Origin of the sequence: Streptomyces barkulensis (assembly GCF_002843305.1) — a bacterium.
In the GTDB taxonomy this organism is placed as follows: domain Bacteria; phylum Actinomycetota; class Actinomycetes; order Streptomycetales; family Streptomycetaceae; genus Streptomyces; species Streptomyces barkulensis.
On the sequence record NZ_PGSG01000118.1, the window covers coordinates 680 to 25,494 of the forward strand.

Here is a 24,815-nt window from a genome sequence, read left to right on the forward strand (position 1 = left end):
CGCTGCGGGCCGCGCTGGCGGACGTGGTGGAACGGCACGAGAGCCTGCGCACCGTCTTCGCCGAGGACGGACACGGCCCGCACCAGATCGTCCTCGGACCGCGGCGGGACGCGCCCGGCCTGAAGGTGGTCCCCACCACCGAGGAGAACCTGCGGGCCGACCTGGAGGCCGAGGCCGCCCACCCCTTCGACCTCGCGCGGACACCCCCGGTGCACGCCCGTCTTCTCGCCCTCGACGAACGCACGCACGTCCTGCTGCTGGTGGTCCACCACATCGCCATGGACGGCTGGTCGGTCCGCCCACTGGTGCGCGACCTGGCCACCGCCTACGCCGCCCGGCGACGCGGCGCGGCCCCGGAACTGCCCGCACCGCGCGTGCAGTACGCCGACTACACCCTGTGGCAGCACGGAGAACTCGGTTCCGAGGACGACCCGGACAGCGCGATCGCCGCTCAGCTGGCCTATTGGCGGGAGGTTCTGGAGGGGTCGCCGGAGGAGCTTGTGCTGCCTGCCGACCGGCCTCGTCCCGCTGTTGCCTCGCATCGTGGGGACAGTGTGCCGATCCTGGTGCCGCCGCGGGTGCACCGGCGGGTGGCGCAGTTGGCGCGGGAGCACCGGGCGACTCCCTTCATGGTGGTGCACGCGGCGCTGGCGGCGCTGCTGACGCGGTTGGGTGCGGGCACGGATGTGCCGATCGGGTCTCCGGTGGCGGGGCGTACCGACGACGCGCTGGACGATCTGGTGGGGTTCTTCGTGAACACGCTGGTGCTGCGGACCGACACCTCGGGTGATCCGAGTTTCGCGGAGTTGCTGGAGCGGGTGCGGGCCGTCGATCTGGGGGCCTACGCGCACCAGGACCTCCCCTTCGAACGACTGGTGGAGGTACTCAACCCGGCACGCTCACTGGCCCGCCACCCGCTGTTCCAGGTGCTGCTGGCCTTCAACAACGGCACGGTGCACGCCGACGTCCCCGCCGACCGGGCCTCGGACGTCCTGGTCCGGCCCATGACGGTAGAGACCTCGGCGGCCAAGTTCGACCTGTCGCTGTCCTTCAACGAGGACCGGGCGGCCGACGGCTCGGCGGCGGGCATCCGGGGCGTGCTGGAGTACAGCACCGACCTGTTCGACGAGGACACGGCCCACAGGATCGTCCGGTACTTCCTCCGGCTGCTCGGCGCGGCGGTCGAGCGGCCCCACACACCGCTGACCGGGATCCCGGTCCTGAGCGAGCGGGAGCGGAACGAACTGCTCGTCCGGCGCAACGACACGGCTCGCGCACCGTCCCGGGTCCCGCCGCTGCGGCGCTTCGAGGAACAGGCCGCCCGGACCCCGCACGCCACGGCCCTGGTCGACGGCGAGGAGCGGATCGACTACGCCGGACTCGACGAGCGGGCCAACCGGCTGGCCGCACTGCTGTCGGAGAACGGCCCGGCACGGCGCGGACCGGTCGCGGTCGCGCTGCGACGCGGCGCCCTGCTGCCGGCGGTGCTGCTCGCCGTCTGGAAGGCGGGGCTGCACTACCTGCCCCTGGACCCCGGACATCCCAAGGACCGGCTGGCGGACATCCTCGCCGACTGCGCGCCGGGGTGCGTGGTCACCACCGCGGACCTCGCCGGGGACCTTCCGGCCGGCCCGGCCCCGCTGCTCGTCCTGGACGACCCGGACACCGCCCGGCGGCTGGCCGCCCTGCCCGGCACCCCACCGGCCGGGGCCGCCCATGCCCGGGAACACCCGGAAGAACTGGCCTACACCATCTACACCTCCGGTTCCACCGGCCGGCCCAAGGGCGTCATGGTGACCAGGGCCGGCGTGGCCAACTTCCTCGCCGACATGACCGAGCGGCTGGACATGGGGCCGAACGACCGGCTGCTGGCGGTCACGACGGTCTCCTTCGACATCGCCGTCCTGGAACTCCTCGCCCCCCTGCTCACCGGCGGCTCGGTCGTCCTGGCCGACGGCACGGCCCAGCGCGACCCCGCGGCCGTGAGATCCCTGTGCGCCCGTGAGGGCGTGACGGTCGTACAGGCCACCCCCGGCTGGTGGCACGCCATGGCCGTGGACGGAGGCCTGGACATCACCGGCCTGCGGGTGCTCGTGGGGGGCGAGGCCCTGCCGGCCTCCCTGGCCCGCGCCCTCCTGGAACCCGGCCGCGCGCCGTCGGACGGACACCTGCTCAATCTCTACGGGCCGACGGAGACCACCGTCTGGTCCACCGCCGCCCGCATCACCACCGAAGCGCTGGACGCGCGCGGCGGATCGGTGCCCACGGGAACACCGATCGCCAACACGGCCGCCTATGTGCTGGACGCCGCGCTCCAGCCGGTGCCGGACGGAGTGCCGGGAGAGCTGTACATCGCCGGCGCGGGCGTGGCCCGCGGCTATCTGGGGCGGCCGGGGATGACCGCGGAGCGGTTTTCGGCCTGTCCGTTCGGGGGGCCGGGGGAGCGGATGTACCGCACCGGCGACCTGGCCCGCTGGCGGTCCGACGGAAACCTGGAGTACCTGGGCCGGACCGACGACCAGGTCAAGGTCCGCGGCTTCCGCATCGAGCTGGGCGAGGTCGAGAGGGCGCTGGCGGACGCTCCCGGGGTCGGCCGGGCCGCCGCGGCCGTGCGCCCGGACCCGGCCGGCTCCGCACGTCTGGTCGGTTATGTGGTGCCGGCGGCCGGGGTGGGGGAGCTGGACCGGGGTGCGGTGTCGGCGGCGGTGGCGGGGGTGCTGCCGGAGTACATGGTGCCTTCCGCCCTGGTGGTGCTGGAGGGCTTGCCGTTGACGGCCAACGGCAAGCTGGACCGGGCGGCGCTGCCGGTGCCGGAGTTCACGGTGGGGCGGGGGCCGGGGCGGGCGCCGCGGGGGCCGCGCGAGGAGATTCTGTGCGGGCTGTTCGCCGAGGTGCTCGGGGTGCCCGAGGTCGGTGTGGACGACGACTTCTTCGCCCTGGGCGGACACTCCCTGCTGGCCACCGGGCTGGTCGCACGTGTCCGCGGCACGCTCGGCGTCGAACTGGGCGTCCGGGAGGTCTTCGAGGCGCCGACGGTGGCGGGCCTGGACGCGGCGCTGTCCCGGGCGGAAGGCACCGGGGCCCGGCTGCGGCCGGCCGATCCGCGGCCCGGACGGCTGCCGCTGTCCTACGCCCAGCAGCGCCTGTGGTTCGTGCAGCAACTGGAGGGGCCCAGTGCCACGTACAACATCCCGCTGGCGCTGCGGCTGACCGGGCCCCTGGACGTGGCCGCGCTGCGGGCCGCGCTGGCGGACGTGGTGGAACGGCACGAGAGCCTGCGCACCGTCTTCGCCGAGGACGGACACGGCCCGCACCAGATCATCCTGCCCACCGCCGGCCACCCGGCCCCCTCCGTCGAACCGGTCCGCACCGACGAGGGGGAACTCCCCCGGATGCTGAGGGAGGCGGCCGACCACGCGTTCCGGCTGGACAGCGAACCACCGCTGCGCGCACACCTGTTCGCCACGGCACCCGACGAGCACGTCCTGCTGCTGGTCATGCACCACATCGCCACCGACGCCTGGTCACAGCGGCCGCTGATCACCGGCCTGGCCACCGCCTACGCCGCGCGCCACGCCGGTGAGGCGCCGGCCTGGCGGCCGCTGCCGGTCGGGTACGCCGACTACGCCCTGTGGCAGCGGGCCCGCCTGGGGGACGAGCGGGAGGCCGACAGCGAGCTGGCCGCTCAGCTGGCCTATTGGCGGGAGGTTCTGGAGGGGTCGCCGGAAGAGCTTGTGCTGCCTGCCGACCGGCCTCGTCCCGCTGTTGCCTCGCATCGTGGGGACAGTGTGCCGATCCTGGTGCCGGCGCGGGTGCACCGGCGGGTGGCGCGGTTGGCGCGGGAGCACCGGGCGACTCCCTTCATGGTGGTGCACGCGGCGCTGGCGGCGCTGCTGACGCGGTTGGGTGCGGGTACGGATGTGCCGATCGGGTCTCCGGTGGCGGGGCGTACCGACGACGCGCTGGACGATCTGGTGGGGTTCTTCGTGAACACGCTGGTGCTGCGGACCGACACCTCGGGTGATCCGAGTTTCGCGGAGTTGCTGGAGCGGGTGCGGTCCGTCGATCTGGGGGCCTACGCGCACCAGGACCTCCCCTTCGAACGACTGGTGGAACTCCGCGACCCCGAGCGCTCACTGGCCCGCCACCCGCTGTTCCAGGTGGCACTGAACTTCGACACGGCCGAGACGGCCGGAGCGCGCGAAGCCGCACCCGGGCCGGACGGGCTGGACGGACTGACGGTGAGCAGGGAACGGCTCGGGGTCACGACGTCGAAGTTCGACCTCACCTTCGCGCTCACGGAGGCACGCACCCGCGACGGTCGCGCCGACGGGCTGCGGGGGGTGCTGGAGTACAGCACCGACCTGTTCGACCGGAGCACCGCCCAGCGGCTGGTGGAGCGGTTCGTCCGCCTGCTGGAGGCCGTCGCGCAGGCGCCCGGCACCACCCTCGGCGAGATCGACGTCCTGCTGCCGGGCGAGCGCGAACTCCTGGAAGGAGCGTGGAGCGAACCCGACCCCGAACCGGAGACCGCCGGGCCCGTCCGGAGCGGTGCCCACTTCCCGGAGCTGTTCGAGAAGCAGGCCGCCCTCACCCCGCACGCGCCGGCGGTCCGGGACGGCGACCTGGAGGTCACCTACGCCGAACTGAACGCCCGGGCCAACCGGCTGGCCCGACTGCTCGCCGCAAGGGGAGCCGGGCCCGAGACCACCGTCGCGGTCCTGCTGCCGCGCGGCGTCGAGCTGATCACCGCACTGGTGGCGGTCCAGAAGGCCGGGGCCGCGTACGTCCCCATGGACACCGGGCTGCCCACCGAGCGGATCGCCCACATGCTGGACGACGCCGGCCCGGCGCTCGTCGTGACCCTGGCCGGGACGCGGGAGGCGCTTCCGGCCGGACCGGTCCCCGTGCTCTGCCTGGACGCCCCGGACACCGGGACCGCGCTCGCCGGCCTCGACGCCGCCGACCGCCGCGTGCCGGCCGGGGAGCGCAACCCGGCCTATGTCGTCTACACCTCCGGGTCCACCGGCACACCGAAGGGCGTCGTGATCGAGCAGCGGTCCCTGGCGGCCTTCCTGGTTCGCTCGGCCGCCCGGTACCGCGGCGCCGCGGGAACCGCGCTGCTGCACGGCTCCCCGGCCTTCGACCTCACGGTGACCACGCTGTTCACCCCGCTGATCGCCGGCGGCCGCATCGTGGTGGCGGACCTGGACGCGGCGGAGGACGACGCCCCGGACAGGCCCGACCTGCTGAAGGTCACACCGTCCCACCTCGCGTTCCTGGACGGCATCGCCTCCTGGGCGGCTCCCACCGCCGATCTGGTCGTCGGGGGCGAGCAGCTCACCGCAGCGCGACTGGCCCGGCTGCGCCGGGCGCGTCCCGGAACGCGGGTCTACAACGACTACGGGCCGACCGAGGCGACCGTCAGCTGCGCGGACTTCGTCCTGGAACCGGGGGCCGAGCCGCCCGCGGACATCGTGCCGATCGGACGCCCCCTGGCGGGCCACCGGCTGTTCGTTCTGGACGCCGCACTCCAGCCGGTGCCGATCGGCGTCCCCGGAGAGCTGTACATCGCCGGCGTGGGCCTGGCCCGCGGCTATCTGGGGCGGCCGGGGATGACCGCGGAGCGGTTCGTGGCCTGTCCGTTCGGGGAGCCGGGGAAGCCGGGGGAGCGGATGTACCGCACCGGCGACCTGGCCCGCCGGCGGCCCGACGGAAACCTGGAGTACCTGGGCCGGACCGACGAGCAGGTCAAGGTCCGCGGCTTCCGCATCGAGCCGGGAGAGATCGAGGCGGCGCTGCTCGAACGCCCGGAGGTCGGCCGGGCCGCCGTCGTCCTGCGGGAGGAGCGGCTGGTCGCCTACGTGGAGGTCCCACCGGCCGCGTTCGACGAGGCCGCGCTCCGGGAACGGCTCGTCGCCCGGCTGCCGCGGTACATGGTCCCGTCCGCGATCGTCCGGCTGGACGGCCTGCCGCTGGCTCCCGGCGGGAAGCTCGACCACAAGGCGCTGCCGCAGCCCCCGGCGCCCGCGGACAAGGACCCGCACGGCCACCGGGCACCGCGGGACGCCTGGGAGCGGGTGCTGTGCGAGGCGTTCGGGGAGGTGCTCGGCGTCGCGCGGGTCGGCGCGGACGACGACTTCTTCATGCTCGGCGGCGACAGCATCGGCTCCATCCAGCTCGTCGGCCGGGTACGCAGGGTGGGCGGCCGTATAACCGTCCGCGACGTCTTCGAACGGCGTACGCCGGCCGCGCTCGCCGACCGCTCCCGGGAGAGCGCCCCGGCCTCCGGCGTCCTCGGCGGCCGGGCCGACGGCCCGGTGCCGCCGACGCCGGTCAGCTCCTGGCTGGCCGAGCGGGGCGGCGCGGTCGAGGGCTACAACCAGTCCGTGCTGCTGCGTGTGCCGGCGGAATCGCGCGAGACCGTTCCGGCCGGTGCCCTCCAGGCGCTGCTGGACCACCACGACGCGCTGCGGATGCGGGCCGAACCGGCGGCCGGACACTGGCGGATGGAGATCGGCGAGGCGGGCGGCGTGGACGCGGCCGCCCTCCTGGAGCGGGTGCCGGCCGCGGACGTCCCGCAGGAGGAACTGGACCGGCTGATCCGCGCGCGCTGCGCCGCGGCCCGCGAACGGCTCGCCCCCGGCGAGGGCCGCATGCTGCGCGCCGTCTGGTTCGACAGGGGGGCGCAGGAGCCGGGGTACCTCGCGCTCGTCGCCCACCACCTGGTCGTGGACGGGGTGTCCTGGCGCATCCTCACCGCCGACCTCGGCGAGGCGTGGCAGGCCGTCGCCGACGGCCGGGAGCCCCGGCTCGACCGGGTGGGCACCCCGCTGAGGATCTGGGCGCAGCGGCTGTCGGAACTCGCCGGCGACCCGCGCCGCATCGAGCAGTGCGCCTACTGGGAGGAGCAGTCGGCGCGGCCCTGGGAGGCCGGGAGGATCGACCCGGCCGTGGACGACAGAAGCACCGAGGGGGCGCTCTCCCTCACCCTCCCCGCCGAAGCCACCCGGGCCGTGCTGGGGCCGGTGCCCGCCGCGCTGGGCACCGAGGTGACCGCGGTCCTGCTGGGGGCGTTCGCCGCCGCCGTGCGGCGGTGGCGGCCCGCGGAGGCGACGGACGCAGTCACGGTGGGGCTGGAGGGCCACGGCCGCGAGGAGGAGATCGTCCCCGGGGCCGACCTCTCCCGCACGGTCGGCTGGTTCACCGCCGCCCACCCGGTCCGGGTCCCGGCCGCCGGGCCGGACGACGAGCGGGCCGGCGTACTGCGGTCGGTCGGCGAGGTACTGGACCGCGTACCGGACGCCGGCCTCGGCTACGGCATGCTGCGGTACCTCAATCCGCGGACCCGGGAACGGCTCGCCTCCCGCCCCGCACCGCGCTACGGCTTCAACTACCTGGGGCGGTTCGGCGGATCGGGCGGCGGCAGGGACGGGGCGGACGAAACCGCGGAGACCTTCGACTGGTCACCGGTGGGCAGCGGCGTCGCGGGCCAGCCCGGCGGACTCCCGCTCGCTCACGAGATCGAGGTCAACGCGGTCGCCGCGGACGGCCCCGGCGGCCCCCGCCTGATCGCCACCTGGTCCTGGGCCGGCCGGCTGCACCGGGAGGAGGATGTCCGCGAACTGGCGGAACTGTGGTTCCGGGAACTGCGCGAACTGGCCTCCGCCGAGTGGACCCCGGCCACGCCCCGGCTCCCCGCGTCCCGGCCCCCGGCGGCCGCGGAACCGGAAGCCGCCGGCCCTCTGGTCGAACTCTCCGACACCGAACTCGACCAGCTCGAAGCAGAGTGGAAGGCACAGTGATGAGCCGATCCCTGCAGGACGTCCTGCCCCTTTCCCCGCTGCAGGAGGGGCTGCTCTTCCACAGCGAGTACGTCGGCGACGAGGCCGTCGACGTCTACACCGTCCAGAACGAGGTGGAGCTGCACGGCCCGCTGGACGTGCCGGCGCTGCGCGCGGCCGCCGAGGCGCTGCTGCGGCGCCACGACAACCTCCGGGCGGGCTTCGCGACCCGCGCCCTGAAGGACCCGGTGCAGTTCGTCCCCAGGGAGGTCGACCTCCCCTGGGAGGAGGCCGACCTGCGCGCGGCCGCCGACCCGGAGGCGGAGGCGGCACGACGGCTGGACGAGCACCGCTGGCGCCGCTTCCGGCCCTCCAAACCGCCGCTGGTGCGGTTCCTGCTGCTGCGCACGGCGGAGGACCGCCACCGGTTCGCCCTCACCAACCACCACATCCTGCTGGACGGTTGGTCGATGCCGATGCTCCTGCGCGAACTCATGCTGCTCTACCGCACCGGCGGCGACACCTCCGTCCTGCCGCCGGTGCGCCGCTACCGGGACTACCTGGCCTGGCTGGGCCGGCGGGACGAGCGGGCCGCACGGGACGCCTGGCGGCAGGCGCTGGAGGGGCTGAGCGAGCCCACCCTCCTCGCCCCGCGGGCCGAGCGGGCCGCGGAGGCGCCGCGGTGGCTGGACTTCGAACTGCCCGCGGCGGTCTCGGCCGGGCTGACGGAGGCCGCCCGCGGCGCCGGCCTCACCCTCAACACCGTCGTACAGGGGCTGTGGGCGCTGGCCCTCGCCCGCACCACCGGCAGCCAGGACGTGGTGTACGGGGTGGTCGTCTCCGGCCGGCCGCCGGAGCTGGACGGCGTCGAGTCCATGATCGGCCTGTTCGCCAACACCCTCCCGCTACGGGCCCGGATGCCCGTGGACGAACCACTGACGGACTTCCTGCGGCGGTTGCAGCGCGAGCAGAGCGCCCTTCTGGACCACCAGCACCTGCGGCTGGCCGACATCCAGAACCTGGCCGGCCGGGGCGAACTGTTCGACTCGATGATGGCGTTCGAGAACTACCCGGCCGGGCCCGCGGAGGAACCCGCCGGCGGATTCCCCGTCACGCCGCAACGCGTGCGCGTGGCGGCCTCGAAGATGCGCGACGCCATGCACTACCCGCTCGGCCTGCTCGCCTCCCCCGGCCCGCCGATGCGGTTCCGCATCGGCCACCGGCCCAGCGCGGTGACGTCCCGCCGGGCAGCCGCCCTGCGCGATCGCCTGCTGAAGCTCGCCGACGCCTTCCTGGAGACGCCGAACCTGCCCCTGGGCCGGCTCGACGTCCTCGACGACGCCGAGCGAACCCTGGTGCTGGAGAAGTTCAACGACACCGCACGCGAGGTCGAGGACACCACCGCCACCGAGCTGTTCCTCGGGCAGGCCGCCCGCACCCCCGAACGGATCGCCGTGGAGACGGCCGACCGCGGCATCGACTACGCCCGGCTCGCCGACCACTCGGGACGGCTGGCCCGTCTGCTGGTGGAGCGCGGAGCACGGATCGAGCGCTTCGTCGCACTGGCACTGCCGCGCTCGCCGGAACTGGTCGAGGCCGCGCTGGCGGTGTGGCAGACCGGTGCCGCCTACATACCGATCGACCCCGGCCATCCGGCCGACCGGCTCGCCCGGCTGCTGCGGGAGGCCGAGCCGCTCCTCACCGTCACCACCGCGGACCTGGCCGGCCGGCTGCCGGCCGGTCTCCCGCTGCTGATCCTGGACTCCCCGGAGACGGCCACCGCGCTGGAGGCGCTGCCCGGCGGCCCGCTGGGCGACGGCGAGCGCCCCTCGCCGCCGGATCCGGGGAACGCCGCGTACGCCATCTACACCTCCGGCTCGACCGGCCGGCCCAAGGGCGTGGTGGCCACTCACCGGTCCCTCGTCGGCTACCTGCTGCGCGGGTCCGAGGAGTACCCCGCCGACGGGCGCTCCCTGGTGCACTCGCCGGTCTCCTTCGACCTCACGGTCGGAGCCCTCTACGTTCCGCTGGTCAGCGGGGGCACGGTCCGCCTCGCCTCACTGGAGGACGAGCCGGTCCTGCGTCCCGGCGAGACGCCCCCGGACTTCATGAAGGCGACCCCCAGCCACCTTTCGATGCTCGAGGAACTGCCGGAGGCGGTGAGCCCGGCCAAGGCGATCACTTTCGGCGGCGAACAGCTCACCGGCCGGCACCTGCGGCACTGGCGCGCCGGCCGCCCGGACGTCACCGTCTACAACGTCTACGGGCCCACCGAGACGACCGTGAACTGCTCCGAGCACAGAATCGCCCCGCACGAGCCGGTCGGCGACGGCCCGGTGCCCATCGGCCGGCCGCTGTGGAACACCCGCCTGTACGTCCTCGGCCCCGGCCTGGTCCCGGTGCCGGTCGGCGTCCCCGGAGAGCTGTACGTCGCCGGCTCCGGCCTGGCCCGCGGCTACCTCCGCGACCCGGGCAGGACCGCCGAGCGGTTCGTGGCCTGCCCGTTCGGGGGGCCGGGGGAGCGGATGTACCGCACCGGCGACCTGGTGCGGTGGAACGGGGAAGGCCTGCTGGAGTACCTCGGCCGGGCGGACGACCAGATCAGCCTGCGGGGTTTCCGGGTGGAACCCGGAGAGGTGGAGGCGGCGCTGGCGGCCCATCCCGCCGTCCGCCGGGCCGTGGTGGTGGTGCGGGAGGACGGGGCGGGCGACGCCCGGCTGGTCGGCTACGCCGTCCCCGCCGGGGAGGGCGCGTCCCCCTCCGCCCCGGCCGGGTCCGGCACCGCACTGCCCACGGAACGGATCATGGAGCATCTGCGCCGGGTACTGCCGCCTTACATGGTGCCCTCACACCTGGTCGGGATGCCCGCACTGCCCGTCACGCGCAACGGCAAGATCGACCGCTCCGCGCTGCCGGAACCCGCCGTCGAGGGCGCCTTCGCCGGAGGACTGCCCAGGTCCCCGCGCGAGGAGATCCTGTGCGGGCTGTTCGCCGAGGTGCTCCGGCGCCCACTGGTCTCCATCGACGACGACTTCTTCGCTCTGGGCGGGCACTCCCTGCTGGTCACCCGGCTGATCAGCAGGGTGCGGGCGACCCTGGACGCGGAGGTCTCGGTGCGCGGTTTCTTCGAGCACCCCACGGTGAGATCCCTGTCCGCGCTGCTGGACACCCGCGGCCGCGGCCGCCCGCCGGTGAGACCGGTGCCGCGCCCGGAGCGCGTTCCGCTCTCGTACGCCCAGCAGCGGCTGTGGATCCTGCACCGGCTCACCGGCCCGAACTCCGTCTACAACATCCACCGGGCCCTGCGGCTGGACGGCGAGCTCGACGTCGGTGCGCTGGCGGCCGCGCTGCGCGACGTGGTGGAGCGGCACGAGAGCCTGCGCACCGTCTTCGCCGAGGACGAGGAGGGCCCGTTCCAGAGGGTGCTGCCGGTCCGGGAGGCGGGCGAGCCCCTCACCGTTGTCCCGGTCGCCGGGGAGGATGTGGACCGCACCGCCGACGAGCTGGCGGCCCACCACTTCGACCTGGAATCCGAACCGCCGATGCGTGCCTGGCTGCTGGAGAGCGGGCCGTGCTCCCGGGTGCTCGTGCTGGTCGTGCACCACATCGCCAGCGACGGCTGGTCGGGCAGGAGGCTCCTGCGCGATCTGTTCACCGCCTACGGCGCACGCCGCGAGGGCCGGGCCCCGGACTGGCGGCCGCTGCCGGTCCAGTACGTGGACTACGCCCTGTGGCAGCGGCGGTTCCTCGGTGAGGCGGACGACCCCGGCAGTACCGCCGCCGCCCAGCTGGGCTACTGGGAACAGCGGTTGGCCGGTCTTCCGGAGGAGCTGCGGCTGCCGGCCGACCGGCCGCGCCCGGCCGAGCCGTCCCACACCGGCGGCCAGGTCTGGCTGTCGCTGCCCGCGGCGGTCCACTCCGCCGTGGTCGATCTGGCCCGGACGTGCCGGGCGAGCGTGTTCATGGTCGTCCAGGCCGCCGTCGCGGCCTTCCTCACCCGGATGGGCGCCGGGGAGGACATCCCCGTCGGCACCCCGGTGGCCGGGCGCACCGACGAGGCGGTGGAGGACCTGGTCGGATTCTTCGTCAACACCCTGGTCCTGCGGACCGACACCTCGGGCGACCCCACGTTCGCCGAGCTCGTCGGGCGGGTCCGCGAGACCGCGCTGGCCGCCTACGCGCACCAGGACCTCCCCTTCGAACAACTGGTGGAGCGTCTGAGCCCGGCCCGTTCGCTCGGCCGGCACCCGCTCTTCCAGGTCGCGCTTTCCTGCAACAACACCGAGGAGCAGGCCGGGCGACAGGGCTCCCCGCCCCCGGGGCTCACCGTCGGGGCACACCAGGTGGAGACCGCGCGGTCGAAGTTCGACCTGATGTTCACCTTCCTGGAGAACCATGGAGAGGACGGCCGGCCGGCCGGGATCGAGACCGCTCTGGAGTACGACGCCGACCTCTTCGACCGGGAGACCGCGCGGGACCTGCTGGAGAGGTTCGGCCGGATGCTCGCCCTCTGGACGGCGGACCCGGGCGGCCCTGTCGGAGCCCGGGAACTGCTCGCGGCCGGGGAGCGGCACACGGTCCTGGCCGAGTGGAACGCCACCCGGCGCGCGGACCTGGTCGCGACGCTGCCGGAGATGTTCCAGGAGCAGGCGGCCCGGACCCCTGGCGCCACGGCACTCGAACACGGCGGACGCAGCCTGACGTACGCCGAGCTCAACGCCCGGGCCAACCGGCTGGCCAGGGTGCTGGTCCGGCACGGCGTCGGCCCCGAACGCCGGGTGGCCCTGCTGATGCCGCGCTCCGTCGGGCAGATCACCGCGCTGCTGTCGGTGCTCAAGGCCGGCGGCGTCCTCGTACCGGTGGACCCGGGCTACCCGGACGAGCGCATCGGCTTCATGCTGCGCGACAGCGCCCCCACGCTGGTCCTGGCGGCCGAGCCGTACGCGGCGGGGCGCGGGGAGATCGCGGGGTTCCCCGTCCTGATCCCCGCCGGGGAGCAGACCGGGGAGCAGACCGGGGAGCAGACCGGGGAGCAGACCGGGGTGGCGCCGGCCGGACCGTCCGCGGCCGATCTCACCGACGACGACCGGACCGCCCCCCTGACCGCCGGCAACGCCGCGTACGTCGTCTACACCTCCGGCTCCACGGGCCGTCCCAAGGGCGTGGTGACCGAGCACCGCGGCCTGCTGTCGCTGGCCGTGGCGCAGCGGGAGCGGTACCCGGTGGAGGCGGGCAGCCGCGTGCTGCAGCTCGCGTCGCCGTCCTTCGACGGCGCGGTGCTGGAACTGCTGATGGCGCTCACCACCGGAGGGACCCTGGTCCTGCCCGACCAGCCGGTCCTGGCCGGGGAACCGCTCGGAGAGACCCTGGCCGCGCGGCGGATCAGCCACGCCTTCATTCCGCCGGCGGCGCTGACCGGTCTCACCCCCGAGGGCCTGGACGGCCTGCGCTGCCTCGTCGTCGGAGGCGAGGCGGTCACGGCCTCGGTCGTGGACCGCTGGGCGCCCGGCCGGCGCATGCTCAACATCTACGGCCCGACCGAAGCCACCGCTGTCACCCTGACCAGCCGGGCCCTGTCCCCCGGCGGCCCGCCGCCCCCCATCGGCACCCCGGTGCCCAACACCCGGGTCTATGTGCTCGACGAGAGGCTGCGGCCGACTCCCCCCGGGGTGACGGGCGAGCTGTACCTGGCCGGCGCCTCGCTGGCGCGCGGCTACGGAAACCGCCCGGGACTCACCGCGACCCGGTACGTCGGCTGCCCGTTCGGAGAAGCGGGGGAGCGGATGTACCGCACCGGCGACCTGGCGCGGTGGGACCGGGAGGGGCGCGTCCACTATGTGGGCCGCGCGGACGAGCAGATCAAACTGCGCGGCTTCCGGATCGAGCCCGGCGAGATCCAGGCCCGGCTCACCGAGCACGCCGCGGTGCGGGAGGCGGCCGTCGTCCTGCGGGAGGGCGGGCAGGGTGAGCGGCGCCTGGTGGCCTACGCGGTGCCGACGGAGGGCCCGCCCCGTCCCACCGCCGCGGAACTGCGGGCCCACCTGGCCGCTCTCGTACCGCCCTACATGCTGCCCTCGGCCTATGTGGTGATGGACGCCCTTCCGGCCAACGCCAACGGCAAACTCGACCGGGACGCCCTGCCGGAACCGGAACCGGAACCGCTCGCCGGGGAAGGCGGCCGGCCGCCCCGCGACGAAAGGGAGGCCGCGCTGTGCGAGCTGTTCGCCGAGGTGCTGGAGCGCGAGTGGATCGGCGCCGACGACGGGTTCTTCGAGCACGGAGGACACTCGCTGCTGGCCACCCGGCTGGTCGGGCGGATCCGCGAGCGGCTGGGCGTACCCGTCGCCGCGCGGGACCTGTTCGAGGCGCCCACGGCGGCCGGCCTGGCCGAGCGCATCGGACGGGGCGCCGAGCGCCGAGCCCCGGCACCCCTGCTGACGCTGCGGGGGCGGGGCGGCCGGCCGCCGCTGTTCTGCGTCCACCCGGCCGTCGGCCTGGGGTGGGCGTACGCGGGCCTCCTGCAAGAACTCCCCGCGGACGTCCCGCTGTACGCGCTGCAGGCCCGTACGCCCGCCGACGGCGGCGAACTGCCGAGCGACATCGAGGAGATGGCCGGCGACTACGTCCGGCTGATCCGCTCCGTCCGGCCGCACGGGCCGTACCGGCTGCTCGGCTGGTCGCTGGGGGGCCACGTGGCCCACGCCATGGCCGGGCTGCTGGAGCGTGACGGCGAACGGGTGGAGCTGCTCGCCATGCTGGACGCCTACCCTCCCCGCCGCACGAAGGCCCCCGGGCAGGAGGAGGGGGCGGCGGAGGCGGCGGAGGCCGAGATCATCGCGGCCAACCTGCGGGAGTCGGGGTTCGAGTGGGACGAGGCGGAGCTGCGGGAGGGGCGCTTCCCGATGGAGCGGTTCCGCGCCCACCTGCGCGGGACGGACAGCTCGCTCGGCCATCTCGACGACGGCGAACTGACGGCGGTCAAGGACGTCTACGTCAACAACGTACGGCTCATGCGGTCCTTCGTCCCCGGGCGTGTCCGCTGCGGGATCGTCCTGATGACCGCGGAGCGCTCCCGCAGCCTCGACCCGGAGACGTGGAACGCCCACACCGAGGAGGGCGTCCGGGTGCACCGCGTCGACGCCGCCCACACGACCATGCTCACCGAACCGGCGTCGGCCGCCGAGGTCGGCCGCGTCCTGGCACACCAGTTGGACTCCCTCCGGGGAGCACACACGAAGAAACGAGAGGTGTGAACGATGACCAACCCCTTCGACGACTCCGAGGGCACCTTCCACGTCCTGGTCAACGACGAGGGCCAGCACTCGCTGTGGCCGAACTTCGTCGAGATCCCGGCGGGATGGCAGGCGGTGGTCAACGACCGTCCGCGCCAGGAGTGCCTGGACTACATCGAGGAGAACTGGACCGACATGCGGCCCAAGAGCCTCATCGAGGCCATGGCGGCCCACGAGAAGGCCGCGGCCGAGTGACCGGGGCCGGGTGACCGGGCGGGCGGGGCCGCCGCGGCCCCGCCCGCCCGTCCCGCCGTCCGCCGGGCCGTGGTGGTGCGGGAGGACCGGGCGGACGCCCCCTCCGGCCGCGCACCGCGGAAGACGACCATCCACGAACGGTCCACCGGGCCGCCGACGACTTTCGAGGAAGCCTTCGATGCCGACGACACGGATCAACGGGATCCTTCTGGACCACGACCGCACCGGAAGCGGTCCCCCCGTCCTCATGATCATGGGAAGCGGCGCAGCCAAGTCGGCCTGGCACCTGCACCAGGTGCCCGCGCTGGTCGCCGAGGGCTTCGAGGTCGTCACGTTCACCAACCGCGGCATCCCTCCCAGCGGAGGAGATCCCGGCTTCACCCTCGGCGACATGGCGGCCGACACCATCGGCCTGATCGAGCACCTCGGCATCGGCCCCTGCTCGATCGTGGGGATGTCTCTGGGCGCCAGAGTCGCGCGGGAGGTCGCCCGCACCCGTCCCGACCTGGTCTCCCGGCTCGTCCTCGTGGCACCGCGCGGCCGCCTGGACCGGATGAGGGCGGCCGGCAACGCCGCCGAGATCGCCCTCGCCGACAGCGGCGTCACCCTGCCGCCGCGCTACCGCGCGGTGATGCGGGCGGTGCAGAACCTCTCTCCGCGGACGCTCGCGGACGACCAGCGGATCGCCGACTGGCTGGACATCTTCGAACTGGCGGTGACCGACGGGCCCGGCGTGCGCACCCAACTGGACCTCAGCGCGGTGGAGGACCGCCTCGAGGACCTGACCGGCATCACCGCCTCCTGCCGGGTGATCGCCTTCGCGGACGACATCGTGGCGCCGCCGCACCTGGCGGAAGAGATCGCCAAGACCCTGCCCCGGGCCGACTGCCACGTCGTCCCCCACTGCGGCCACTACGGCTACCTGGAGCGGCCCGACCAGGTCAACCGGCTCATCACGGAATTCCTCCGAGCACCCGCGACCACACAGGAGTGAAAGAGCACACCATGGAACCGAACACTCCCCGGCGGCCCGCCGAGATCAGCCCGGGCAGCCACTCGCTCCCCGCCACCGCCGACGGCCTGGCCGAGTTCCTCCAGGACTCCGAGCGGATCGCCGGACTCCTGGCAGCCCACAAGGCGCTGGCCCTGCGCGGCTTCGGGGTCGGTCCGCAGGAGCTGGAGAAGATCATGCCGCTCCTGCTGCCGGACCGGCTGGCGTACGTCTTCGGCAACTCGCCGCGCACCAAGGTGGGCCGCAACGTGTACACCTCCACGGAGTACCCGCGGGAGTTCACCATCTCGATGCACAGCGAGATGTCCTACGCCGCCCAGTGGCCCGCCCGGCTGCTCTTCTACTGCGAGCGGGCGGCCGGCAGCGGGGGCGCCACGCCGGTGGTGGACAACGCCGTCTGGTACCGGGCGCTGGACCCGGAGGTCCGCGAGGCCTTCGCCGGCGGCCTGCGCTACACCCAGAACCTGCACGGGGGGCGGGGGCTGGGCAAGAGCTGGCAGGACACCTTCGAGACCGAGGACCGCCACGAGGTCGAGGCCTACCTCTCCCGAAGCGGCGCCACCTGGCGGTGGAACGCGCGCGGCGGGCTGCGGGTCAGTCACGTCCGGCCCGCGACGGTCACGCACCCGGAGACCGGGGAAACGCTGTGGTTCAACCAGTCCGACCAGTGGCACCCGGCCACGCTCGGCGACGAGGCCGCCGCCGCGCTGACGGAGATGCTGCCCCCGGAGGAACTGCCCCAGTCGGTGACCTTCGCCGACGGCACCCCGATACCGGCCGACCACGTGCGGCAGGTGCGCGACCGCGGACTGGAGCACGCGGTGGACAACGACTGGCGGGCCGGAGACCTCATGCTCGTCGACAACGTCCAGGCGGCGCACGGCCGCAGGCCGTTCACCGGCGAGCGCCGGGTCCTGGTCGCCATGTCGGACTAGACGCCATGTCGGACCAGGCGGTACGCCGCGCGCCGGCACCCTCCCCACCGAACCGAGGAAGGCCAGACGGATGAGCATCGCACTCGCCGACGTGGAAGGCGTGAACCAGCACGAGACCGAGTTCCTCTACGACGAGATCTTCACCCGGCGCGGTTACCTGCCCAAGACGCTGCACCTGCCGGAGGACCCCGTCGTCTTCGACGTGGGCGCCAACATCGGCGTGTACACGCTCTTCGTGAAGTCGGAGAGACCCGGCGCCGCGGTCTACTCCTTCGAACCGGTCCCCGAGGTGTACGAGGTCATGTGCCGCAACCGGGAGCGACACGGCGTGGCGGGGCTGGCCTGCCCCTACGGTCTCGCCGAGAAGGAGCAGGAGGTCGAGTTCACCCACTACCCGGGCTATTCGACCATGTCCACGCGCAGCACCCTGGCGGACACCGAGGCGGAGAAGACGTTCGTCAGGGGGCAGGTGCCGACCGGCCATCCGCCGGAGGCCGAGCAGATGCTGGACGAACTGCTGGCCTACAGGTTCCGGGAGCGGACGGTGCGCTGCCGGCTCCGTCCGCTCTCCGCGTTCCTCGACGAGCACCCCGTGGAGCGGATCGACATGCTGAAGATCGACGTCCAGCGCGGCGAGCTGGAGGTGCTGCGGGGCATCGGGGAACGGCACTGGCCGCTGGTGCGCCAGCTCGCGGTGGAGGTGCACGACAGCCCCGGCGGCGCCACCGCCGGCCGGCTCCGGACGGTGACCGAAGGGCTGGAGCGGCGGGGGTTTTGTGTCGAGGCCGTGCAGGAGGAGCAGTACGCGGGCAGTGACCGCCACTTTGTGTTCGCAGTCTCGGAGCGCCACGGCGACCGGGGCACGGCGGGGGAGTCCTGAGAGGCGCGACCCGTTCGAAAGCCGGGCGCCCCGCCGCGCGCAACGCCCCGGGCGGCAGGACCGGACCGACCACCCCACAACCCCTTTGGAGGGACGGCATGAACCCCGAGAGCCGCTTCGAACTGTCCGATGCCGAACGTGCCGACGTGGCGCTCCTGGCGGACGAGCTGATGCGCACGCCCCCAGGCCTGGTGGACGGACTGGAGTGGCTCGACCGGTGCCGCGGCCTCTCCTGCCACCTGCCCGCCCGCCTCCGGAACCGGCTCCGGGCCTTTCGCCACGACCCGGGCCGCGCGGGCATGTTGCTCATACGCAACCTGCCCGAGGCCGACTCCGTGCCGCCCACCCCGCAGGAGAGCGACTCGGTGGAACGGAGAGCCACGCTGAGCGCCTCGGTGCTCTGCGCCGTGGCCATGGAACTGGGCGAGGTCGTCGCCTACCGCAACGAGAAGCGGGGGGCGCTCGTCCAGAACGTGGTGCCCGTGCCCGGCCGGGAGGCCCAGCAGTCCAACGCCGGCTCCGTCCCGCTGGAGATGCACATCGAGAACGCCTTCCACCCCCACCGCCCCGACTACGTCGGGCTGCTCTGCGTCCGCAGCGACCACGACCTGGCCGCCGGACTGCGGGTCGCCTGCGTCCGCGCCGCGATGGAGCACCTGGACGCCGGGACGCGCCAGACCCTGCGGCGGCCCCTGTTCCTCACCGAACCACCGCCTTCCTTCGACCGGCCGGACAGCGGGACCAAACCGCACGCCGTGCTCACCGGCGACGCGGAGGACCCGGACATCCGCGTCGACTTCCACGCCACCCATTCCACGGACCCGTGGGGCAAGCAGGCCATGGAGGCGCTGGAGGACGCCGTCCGAGCGGTCTCCGAGGAGATCGTCCTGGCACCGGCCGACCTGGTGTTCGTGGACAACCGCGTCACGCTGCACGGGCGCACGGCCTTCACCCCGCGCTACGACGGCGAGGACCGCTGGCTTCAGCGGGCCTTCGTCCACCTCGACCACCGCCGCTCCCGGGCCGTGCGCTCGCCGCACGGACACGTGCTGAACTGATGGCGGCGGACGGAGTGATCCACGTCGTCGGTCTGCACAAGCGGTTCGGAGCCGTCCAGGCCCTCCGGGGCGTGGACCTGACCGTGGCCCGGGGCGAGGTCATGGGGCTCCTGGGACACAACGGGGCGGGGAAGACCACCCTCGTCAACATCCTGTCCACCCTGATGCCCCCTACGGCGGGTACGGCCTCGGTCGCCGGCTTCGACGTGGCCGGGCGCCCGGAGGAGGTGCGCCGCCGCATCGGGGTCACGGGACAGTTCGCCTCGCTCGACGAACAGCTGTCCGGCCACGACAACCTCGTCCTGGTCGCCCGTCTGTGCGGAGCCTCCCGGGCGCGGGCCGGACGACGGGCGGACGAACTGCTGGAGGCCTTCGGGCTCGGTGACGCCGGCAAGCGGAAGGCGGTGACCTACTCGGGAGGCATGCGCCGCCGGCTGGATCTGGCACTGGGACTGGTCGGACGCCCCGAGATCCTGTTCCTGGACGAGCCGACCGTCGGGCTGGACCCTCCCAGCCGCATCGGGCTGTGGGAGATGGTCGGGGAACTCACCCGCGGCGGTACGACCGTCCTGCTCACCACGCAGTACCTGGAGGAGGCGGACCGGCTCGCCGACCGCATCACCGTCCTGGAGGCCGGCCGGGTCCTCGTCTCCGGGACGGCGGCCGAGCTGAAGTCGCGGGCCGGCGGTGGTTTCATCTCCTTCAGGCTGGAAGCGCACGGGGATCCGGCCGTGGCCGCCGAAGCCCTGCGCCTGGCCGGGCTCCCCCCGGGCGCGGAGACCGCGCGGGGCGAGCTGACCGTACCGGCGGAGGGTTCCGCGGACCTGGCCACGGTGATCCGGGTGCTGGACGCCGTCGGGCAGAACGTGACCGAGATCCGCCACTCGGAGCCCTCCCTGGACGACGTCTACCTCGCTCTGACCGGCGCGCGGTCCCGTGATCTTGTACCGGCGGGGCCGCCGCGCCGGGCGGGCGTCGCGAGGGCGCGGCGGCACACCGCGGACCCGCGGGAGACCGTGTGAACGGGCCGCGGACGACGGCGCCCCCGGCCGGCCTCCCGGCACGGCCGCACGGCCCGCGCCGGGAGCCGGCGGGCAGGGCCGCGCAGCTGTGGGTCCTCACCGTCCGTCAGATCCGCCTGGTGTACGCCGACAGCAGGGTCGTGCTGTTCAGCGTGGCCCAGCCGGTGGTGATGCTGTTGCTGATCAGCCAGGTCTTCGGCAGCCTGGCGGACCGGTCGATCCTTCCGCGGGGCGTGTCCTACATCGAGTTCCTCCTGCCGGCCCTGCTGGTCACCACCGGGATCGGCACTTCGCAGTCCGCGGGAGTGGGCCTGGTGCGGGACATGGAGGGCGGGATGGTGCGCCGCTTCCGCGTGCTCCCGCTGTCGCTGCCGCTGGTTCTGGTGGCGCGATCGATCGCCGACCTGACCCGCTCGGGGATGCAACTGCTGGTCCTGGTGGTCAGCGGCCACCTGCTGTTCGGGTACCGGGCCGGGGGAGGGGCGGGGGGCCTGGTGGCGGCGCTGCTGCTGTCCACTCTGGTGATCTGGGCCCTGATCTGGATCTTCATAGCCCTGGCCGCGTGGCTGCGCAAGGTGGAGGTGCTTTCCAGCATCGGCTTCTTCGTCAACTTTCCGCTGATGTTCGCCTCCAGCGCGTTCGTGCCGACCGAGGTGCTGCCCGGCTGGCTGGCCGCCGTCGCCACCGTCAACCCCGTGAGCCACGCGGTGGAGGCGTCCCGTGGCCTCGCGCTCGAAGGGCAGGCCGGAAGCGAGGTGCCGGCGGCGCTGTGCGCGGGCCTGGGGCTGATGCTGGCGATGATGCTGCTCGCCTTCCGGGCCTTCCGCCGACCGCCCGAGGAGTGACCGCATCCGGTCAGAGCACGGAACGACGCCTCCTGCGCCACCACACGATGCCGATCGTCAGGACCGCCGCCACGCCCAGCAGTACCCACAGGATCCTGGTGATCGTGGCCTCGGCCTCGCGCACGGAGGCCGAGGCCAGCGCCCCAGCCGACACGTAGAGGGCGGACCACATCGAGGCTCCGGCGAGGGAGGCGGGAAGGAAGCGGATGTAGCGGACCGAGCCCACCCCGGCGGTCGCCGGAGTGAGGGTGCGGACGACGGGCAGCAGCCTGGTCAGGAAGACGGCGGCCGCTCCGTGCCGGTGGAAGAGAGTCTGGGCGCGGTCCCAGTGCCGCTGGCCGATCCGCCGGACCAGACGTGTCTCGCGCAGCCGCTCCCCGTAGCGGATACCGAGGAAGTACCCGAGGTGGTCACCGGCCGAACTGCTGACCGCCACGACGAGGAAGAGGGTCAGCAGTGAACGTGTCCCCTCCGTTCCGGCGCTCAGCACCAGTACCGCGACCTCGCCGGGGACGAACATGCCCGCCCCGAGACCGGATTCCGCGAAGGCGAACACCGAGGCTAATGCGAACCTGGAGGTCGGATCCATCTCCGACACCGCTGTCAGTACATCGTGGATCCATGCCATGGCAGTTCTGGGCCGCCTCTCCTCAAACGTGTTGCTCGGGTACGTTTTCCGCCGCGCGGGATGTGAACACCGGTTCCGGTGATGCCCGCTCCCCGGAACCGCCGCGACTCTCCCCGGGAGAGTCGAAACGATTTTCGGACGGACGTCGAATGAAGGGATCCCATGTGGCATGAGTCGTCCCGACTTTCGTGTGGACCGGGGTCCCGCGCTCGGGTGGACAGTTGAGCGGATTCCCGCTTCTGCCGGAAACACCCCCGTCCGAGGGGGAGTCTGTCCGGGAGGGGGTGAATATGCGCCAATGTACCAGGCGGTCCACCGGAGTGTCTCCCGCTGCGGGGCGCCCCATCTCCCGGGCCCGGTTCCCGCCGTCCTGAGTCCGCGGGGTGTGAACGGCCACGGAATGAGCCGGCCCGGAAAATCCCCGCGGAGATGAACCGCGGTTCGCCGGGCTCGTGCGGCCGGCGGCAAGGAGAAAGGAGCGTCCCGCTCGCCGCGGGTAATCGAAGGAAATCCTTCACCGAAAGCGCTCTTGACGGGGAATGGAACTCCTGACAGGGTGCAACGGTGCCACTGCGGACCGGATTTGCAGTGCGCCGGTTTCCCGGAATTCCGTCGGTCGTGCATGTCCGTGCCGGTGGACGGGGCTGCGGGCCGTTTGCGGGCAGCGGAGTACATCTGCCTCGCACACGGTACGGGTGATCGGCGATGAGACCCATCGAATGACCGGAATCGAATGACCGGATTGGTGGAAATGCAGGCGGACATATTGGCGGAGACGGATTCCTACCTGCCGTCCATGACCCTCGAAGAATATCTGCGCGATGTGGTGCCGGCCCAGAAGGTCCTGAAGGCGACCGTGGACTTCGGCCGCCCGGGTGCCGACAAGGCGCTGAGGGCACTGGCGGCCACGACCACGGAATTCGACTCCGACGACACCGGACGCGGTGACTCCTACCGCCGGGCCCAGCAGGACCCGTCGGTCCGCTGGCGGGGCATGCGGCAACTCCTGGAGTGGGCCGCCCCGCCGGAGGCGGCGCGGCCCCGCACCGTCCTGGACGTTCTCGGCGGGGACGGGACCGTCGCGCGTGCCGTCCACGAGTACGCCCCCGACCTGCGTGGCCGTCTGAACATCCTGACGGGGGACCTCTCCGGCGACATGGTCGAACGAGCCCTCGCCCGGGGCCTGCCCGCCGTCCGGCAGGCGGCGGACCACCTCTTCCTGGGGGACGGCACGGTCGATGCGACGCTGCTCGCCTACGGAACCCACCACATCGCCCCGCAGGACAGACTCAACGCGGTCACCGAGGCCCTGCGCGTCGTCAGGCCCGGGGGCCGGGTCGTCCTGCACGACTTCGACACCACCAGCCCCATGGCGGAATTCTTCGCCGATGTCGTTCACCCCCACACCGCGGCGGGCCACGACTACCCGCACTTCTCACGCGAGTCGCTGGCCGGACTCTTCGAGGAGGCGGGAGCACCGGCGCGCGTCGTCGACATGTACGACCCGCTGGTCGTCCGCGGCGGCACGGAGGAGGAGGCGCGGCGGCGCATGTGCGCGTATGTCGCCGACATGTACGGAGTCGGGGAGTACTTCGGCACGCTGGGCGGGACCGACGCCTGCTGGCGGGTTCTGGAGCGGTACTTCGGACACGAGGAGTACCTTGCGGGCCTGCCCGCGGAAACCGGCTTCCCCCCGGCCCCCTTCGTCCACCGCTCGCAGGGCGTGTACGCCGCCGAGTTGCCCCGTGCGGCGATGGTCGCGGTCGCGCGCAGAGCCGTGTGACCACATGGCCGGAAACCCCTTCGAAGCGGGCGGCGGCCGCTCGTCGGCCGACCGGGGCCGCCGGGAACCCGCGCGGCCGCCGGGAGCCACGGCGGCCGAGGAGGCCGAGGAGGCTGAGGAGGCCGGGGTGTGCCCGGCACCGTCACGACCCCGCCCGTTGTGGCGCCGCACCGTCGACGGGGACGCCCAGCCGGCCGGCCACGGTGGTGAGGGCCGCCCCCAGCGGGAGCGCGACCCGGGTGAGGGCGTGCCGGTCGCCCCGGGTCGGATCCCGGTTGACGATCAGCACCGGCTTTCCCTCGTCGGCCGCCTGGCGGACGAACCGGAGCCCGGACATCACCGTCAGCGAGGAGCCCAGGACCAGCAGCGAGGACGCCTCGCGGACCAGCCTGCGGCAGTGCTCGACCCGCGGTGGCGGAACGGTCTCGCCGAAGAACACCACATCCGGTTTGAGGACGCCGCCGCAGACCGCGCAGGGCACCACGGAGAAGTCCCCGACCTGTTCGTCGGTGAGGTCGGCGTCACCGTCCGGGTTGATCCCCGCGGCCACCGGCTCGAAGCCGGCGTTGGCCTCCTCCAGCCGCCGGGCGAGTTCGCTGCGCGGGCCGAGGGCGCCGCAGGACAGGCAGACGACCCGGGCCAGACTTCCGTGGAGCTCCACGACCCCCTCGCTGCCGGCGGCCTGGTGCAGGCCGTCGACGTTCTGGGTGATCACACCCGAGAGCAGCCCGTGCCGCCCGAGGGCGGCCACGGCCCGGTGCCCGGCGTTGGGGCGGGCGCGGCCGAAGGTGCGCCAGCCGAGATGGCTGCGCGCCCAGTACCGGCGCCGGGCCCGGGCACTGGCGGTGAAGTCCTGGTAGGTCATCGGAGTGTGCCTGCTCAGACTTCCGTCCACGCCCCGGTAGTCGGGGATCCCCGACTCCGTGGAGATGCCCGCCCCGCTGAGCACCAGCACACCGCCGGTGCTCAGCGCATCGGCGACCGGCGCCAGGTCCGTGGTGCCCGGCGGCAGGTCCCCGGTGGGTGTCCAGCTCAAGGTGGGGCGTACGCGCATGTCGCCAGGGTACGGAACGGGCCGCGTCCGGTCGCTCCCACCGGTCGGCGGACGGGCGGAAAGGAGGACGGGGCAGGGGAAACGGGCGCCAGGGAAGCCGGCGCCGGCCCAGCCCCGGTCAACTGGTTCGACACCGTCAACGAGACCCAGGTGCTCGCCGGCCAGCGGGAGTTCCGGGGACTCCTCGGACAGGCCGGCATCCCGCACGAGTGGCACGAGGAGCCCGGCGGGCACGTATTCCGCGACTACATGTTCCGGCGCGACCTCGACGGCATCATCGCCCGACTCCGCAGGGCGTAGCCGGCCGGGCGGTGACGCGACGGGCCC

12 protein-coding genes and 1 pseudogene are annotated in these 24,815 nt (G+C 73.5%); 11 read left to right on the plus strand and 2 right to left on the minus strand.

Annotation, left to right across the window (positions count from 1 at the left end; translation table 11 throughout):
- From CUT83_RS27730 to CUT83_RS27770, 9 genes are all read left to right on the plus strand, one after another.
- A partial coding sequence (locus CUT83_RS27730; RefSeq protein ID WP_173915161.1) for a non-ribosomal peptide synthetase occupies positions 1-7,805 on the plus strand: 7,805 nt, incomplete at its 5' end.
- On the plus strand, positions 7,805-15,037 hold the full coding sequence (locus CUT83_RS27735) for a non-ribosomal peptide synthetase (RefSeq protein ID WP_101258559.1): 7,233 nt from the start codon (positions 7,805-7,807) through the stop codon (positions 15,035-15,037). The genes CUT83_RS27730 and CUT83_RS27735, both read left to right, overlap by 1 nt.
- A 3-nt stretch (positions 15,038-15,040) precedes the next feature.
- Positions 15,041-15,271 carry an MbtH family protein gene (locus tag CUT83_RS27740; protein ID WP_101258560.1) on the plus strand — a complete coding sequence of 77 codons (231 nt, stop codon included), beginning with the start codon at positions 15,041-15,043 and terminating at the stop codon, positions 15,269-15,271.
- A 178-nt stretch (positions 15,272-15,449) separates the two neighbouring features.
- On the plus strand, positions 15,450-16,265 hold the full coding sequence (locus CUT83_RS27745) for an alpha/beta fold hydrolase (protein WP_101258561.1): 816 nt from the start codon (positions 15,450-15,452) through the stop codon (positions 16,263-16,265).
- A gap of 11 nt (positions 16,266-16,276) precedes the next feature.
- A complete protein-coding gene (locus CUT83_RS27750; protein ID WP_101258562.1) occupies positions 16,277-17,218 on the plus strand; it encodes a TauD/TfdA family dioxygenase in 942 nt (313 codons plus the stop codon).
- Positions 17,219-17,288: 70 nt separating this feature from the next.
- Positions 17,289-18,098, plus strand: coding sequence for an FkbM family methyltransferase (locus CUT83_RS27755; protein ID WP_101258563.1), 810 nt, complete (start codon positions 17,289-17,291; stop codon positions 18,096-18,098).
- Positions 18,099-18,196: 98 nt separating this feature from the next.
- Positions 18,197-19,156 carry a TauD/TfdA family dioxygenase gene (locus CUT83_RS27760; protein WP_101258564.1) on the plus strand — a complete coding sequence of 320 codons (960 nt, stop codon included), beginning with the start codon at positions 18,197-18,199 and terminating at the stop codon, positions 19,154-19,156.
- Positions 19,156-20,178, plus strand: a complete 1,023-nt coding sequence (locus tag CUT83_RS27765; protein ID WP_101258565.1) for an ATP-binding cassette domain-containing protein — start codon at positions 19,156-19,158, stop codon at positions 20,176-20,178. The genes CUT83_RS27760 and CUT83_RS27765 overlap by 1 nt, the downstream gene beginning before the upstream one ends.
- Positions 20,175-21,023: an ABC transporter permease gene (locus tag CUT83_RS27770; protein ID WP_101258566.1), complete on the plus strand. Its 849-nt coding sequence runs from the start codon at positions 20,175-20,177 to the stop codon at positions 21,021-21,023. The genes CUT83_RS27765 and CUT83_RS27770 overlap by 4 nt, the downstream gene beginning before the upstream one ends.
- 10 nt (positions 21,024-21,033) lie before the next feature.
- Here CUT83_RS27770 and CUT83_RS27775 read toward each other — a convergent pair whose 3' ends face one another.
- Positions 21,034-21,612 (minus strand): DedA family protein, encoded by a 579-nt coding sequence (locus tag CUT83_RS27775; RefSeq protein ID WP_240957636.1) that lies wholly within the window; start codon positions 21,610-21,612, stop codon positions 21,034-21,036.
- A gap of 835 nt (positions 21,613-22,447) precedes the next feature.
- On the opposite strand from CUT83_RS27775, the gene CUT83_RS27780 reads away from it, so the two are divergent.
- The gene (locus tag CUT83_RS27780) at positions 22,448-23,434 is read left to right on the plus strand and encodes a class I SAM-dependent methyltransferase (protein ID WP_206282569.1); all 987 of its coding nucleotides are present in this window, start codon (positions 22,448-22,450) and stop codon (positions 23,432-23,434) included.
- Between the two features lie 142 nt (positions 23,435-23,576).
- Here CUT83_RS27780 and CUT83_RS27785 read toward each other — a convergent pair whose 3' ends face one another.
- Complete coding sequence (locus CUT83_RS27785; protein ID WP_101258569.1) at positions 23,577-24,488, minus strand: NAD-dependent protein deacetylase; 912 nt, start codon at positions 24,486-24,488, stop codon at positions 23,577-23,579.
- Positions 24,489-24,584: 96 nt separating this feature from the next.
- On the opposite strand from CUT83_RS27785, the pseudogene CUT83_RS27790 reads away from it, so the two are divergent.
- A pseudogene (locus CUT83_RS27790) lies at positions 24,585-24,788 on the plus strand (esterase); the annotation flags it as partial.
- Between the last annotated feature and the right edge of the window lie 27 nt (positions 24,789-24,815).

What these genes read in the sequence shown, in the direction of transcription:
- CUT83_RS27775 (WP_240957636.1), bottom strand. Translation starts at nt 21,612, where the DNA reads ATGGATCCGACCTCCAGGTTCGCATTAGCCTCGGTGTTCGCCTTCGCG.
- CUT83_RS27780 (WP_206282569.1), top strand. Translation starts at nt 22,448, where the DNA reads ATGACCCTCGAAGAATATCTGCGCGATGTGGTGCCGGCCCAGAAGGTC.
- CUT83_RS27750 (WP_101258562.1), top strand. Translation starts at nt 16,277, where the DNA reads ATGGAACCGAACACTCCCCGGCGGCCCGCCGAGATCAGCCCGGGCAGC.
- CUT83_RS27765 (WP_101258565.1), top strand. Translation starts at nt 19,156, where the DNA reads ATGGCGGCGGACGGAGTGATCCACGTCGTCGGTCTGCACAAGCGGTTC.
- CUT83_RS27755 (WP_101258563.1), top strand. Translation starts at nt 17,289, where the DNA reads ATGAGCATCGCACTCGCCGACGTGGAAGGCGTGAACCAGCACGAGACC.
- CUT83_RS27740 (WP_101258560.1), top strand. Translation starts at nt 15,041, where the DNA reads ATGACCAACCCCTTCGACGACTCCGAGGGCACCTTCCACGTCCTGGTC.
- CUT83_RS27745 (WP_101258561.1), top strand. Translation starts at nt 15,450, where the DNA reads ATGCCGACGACACGGATCAACGGGATCCTTCTGGACCACGACCGCACC.
- CUT83_RS27785 (WP_101258569.1), bottom strand. Translation starts at nt 24,488, where the DNA reads ATGCGCGTACGCCCCACCTTGAGCTGGACACCCACCGGGGACCTGCCG.
- CUT83_RS27760 (WP_101258564.1), top strand. Translation starts at nt 18,197, where the DNA reads ATGAACCCCGAGAGCCGCTTCGAACTGTCCGATGCCGAACGTGCCGAC.
- CUT83_RS27735 (WP_101258559.1), top strand. Translation starts at nt 7,805, where the DNA reads ATGAGCCGATCCCTGCAGGACGTCCTGCCCCTTTCCCCGCTGCAGGAG.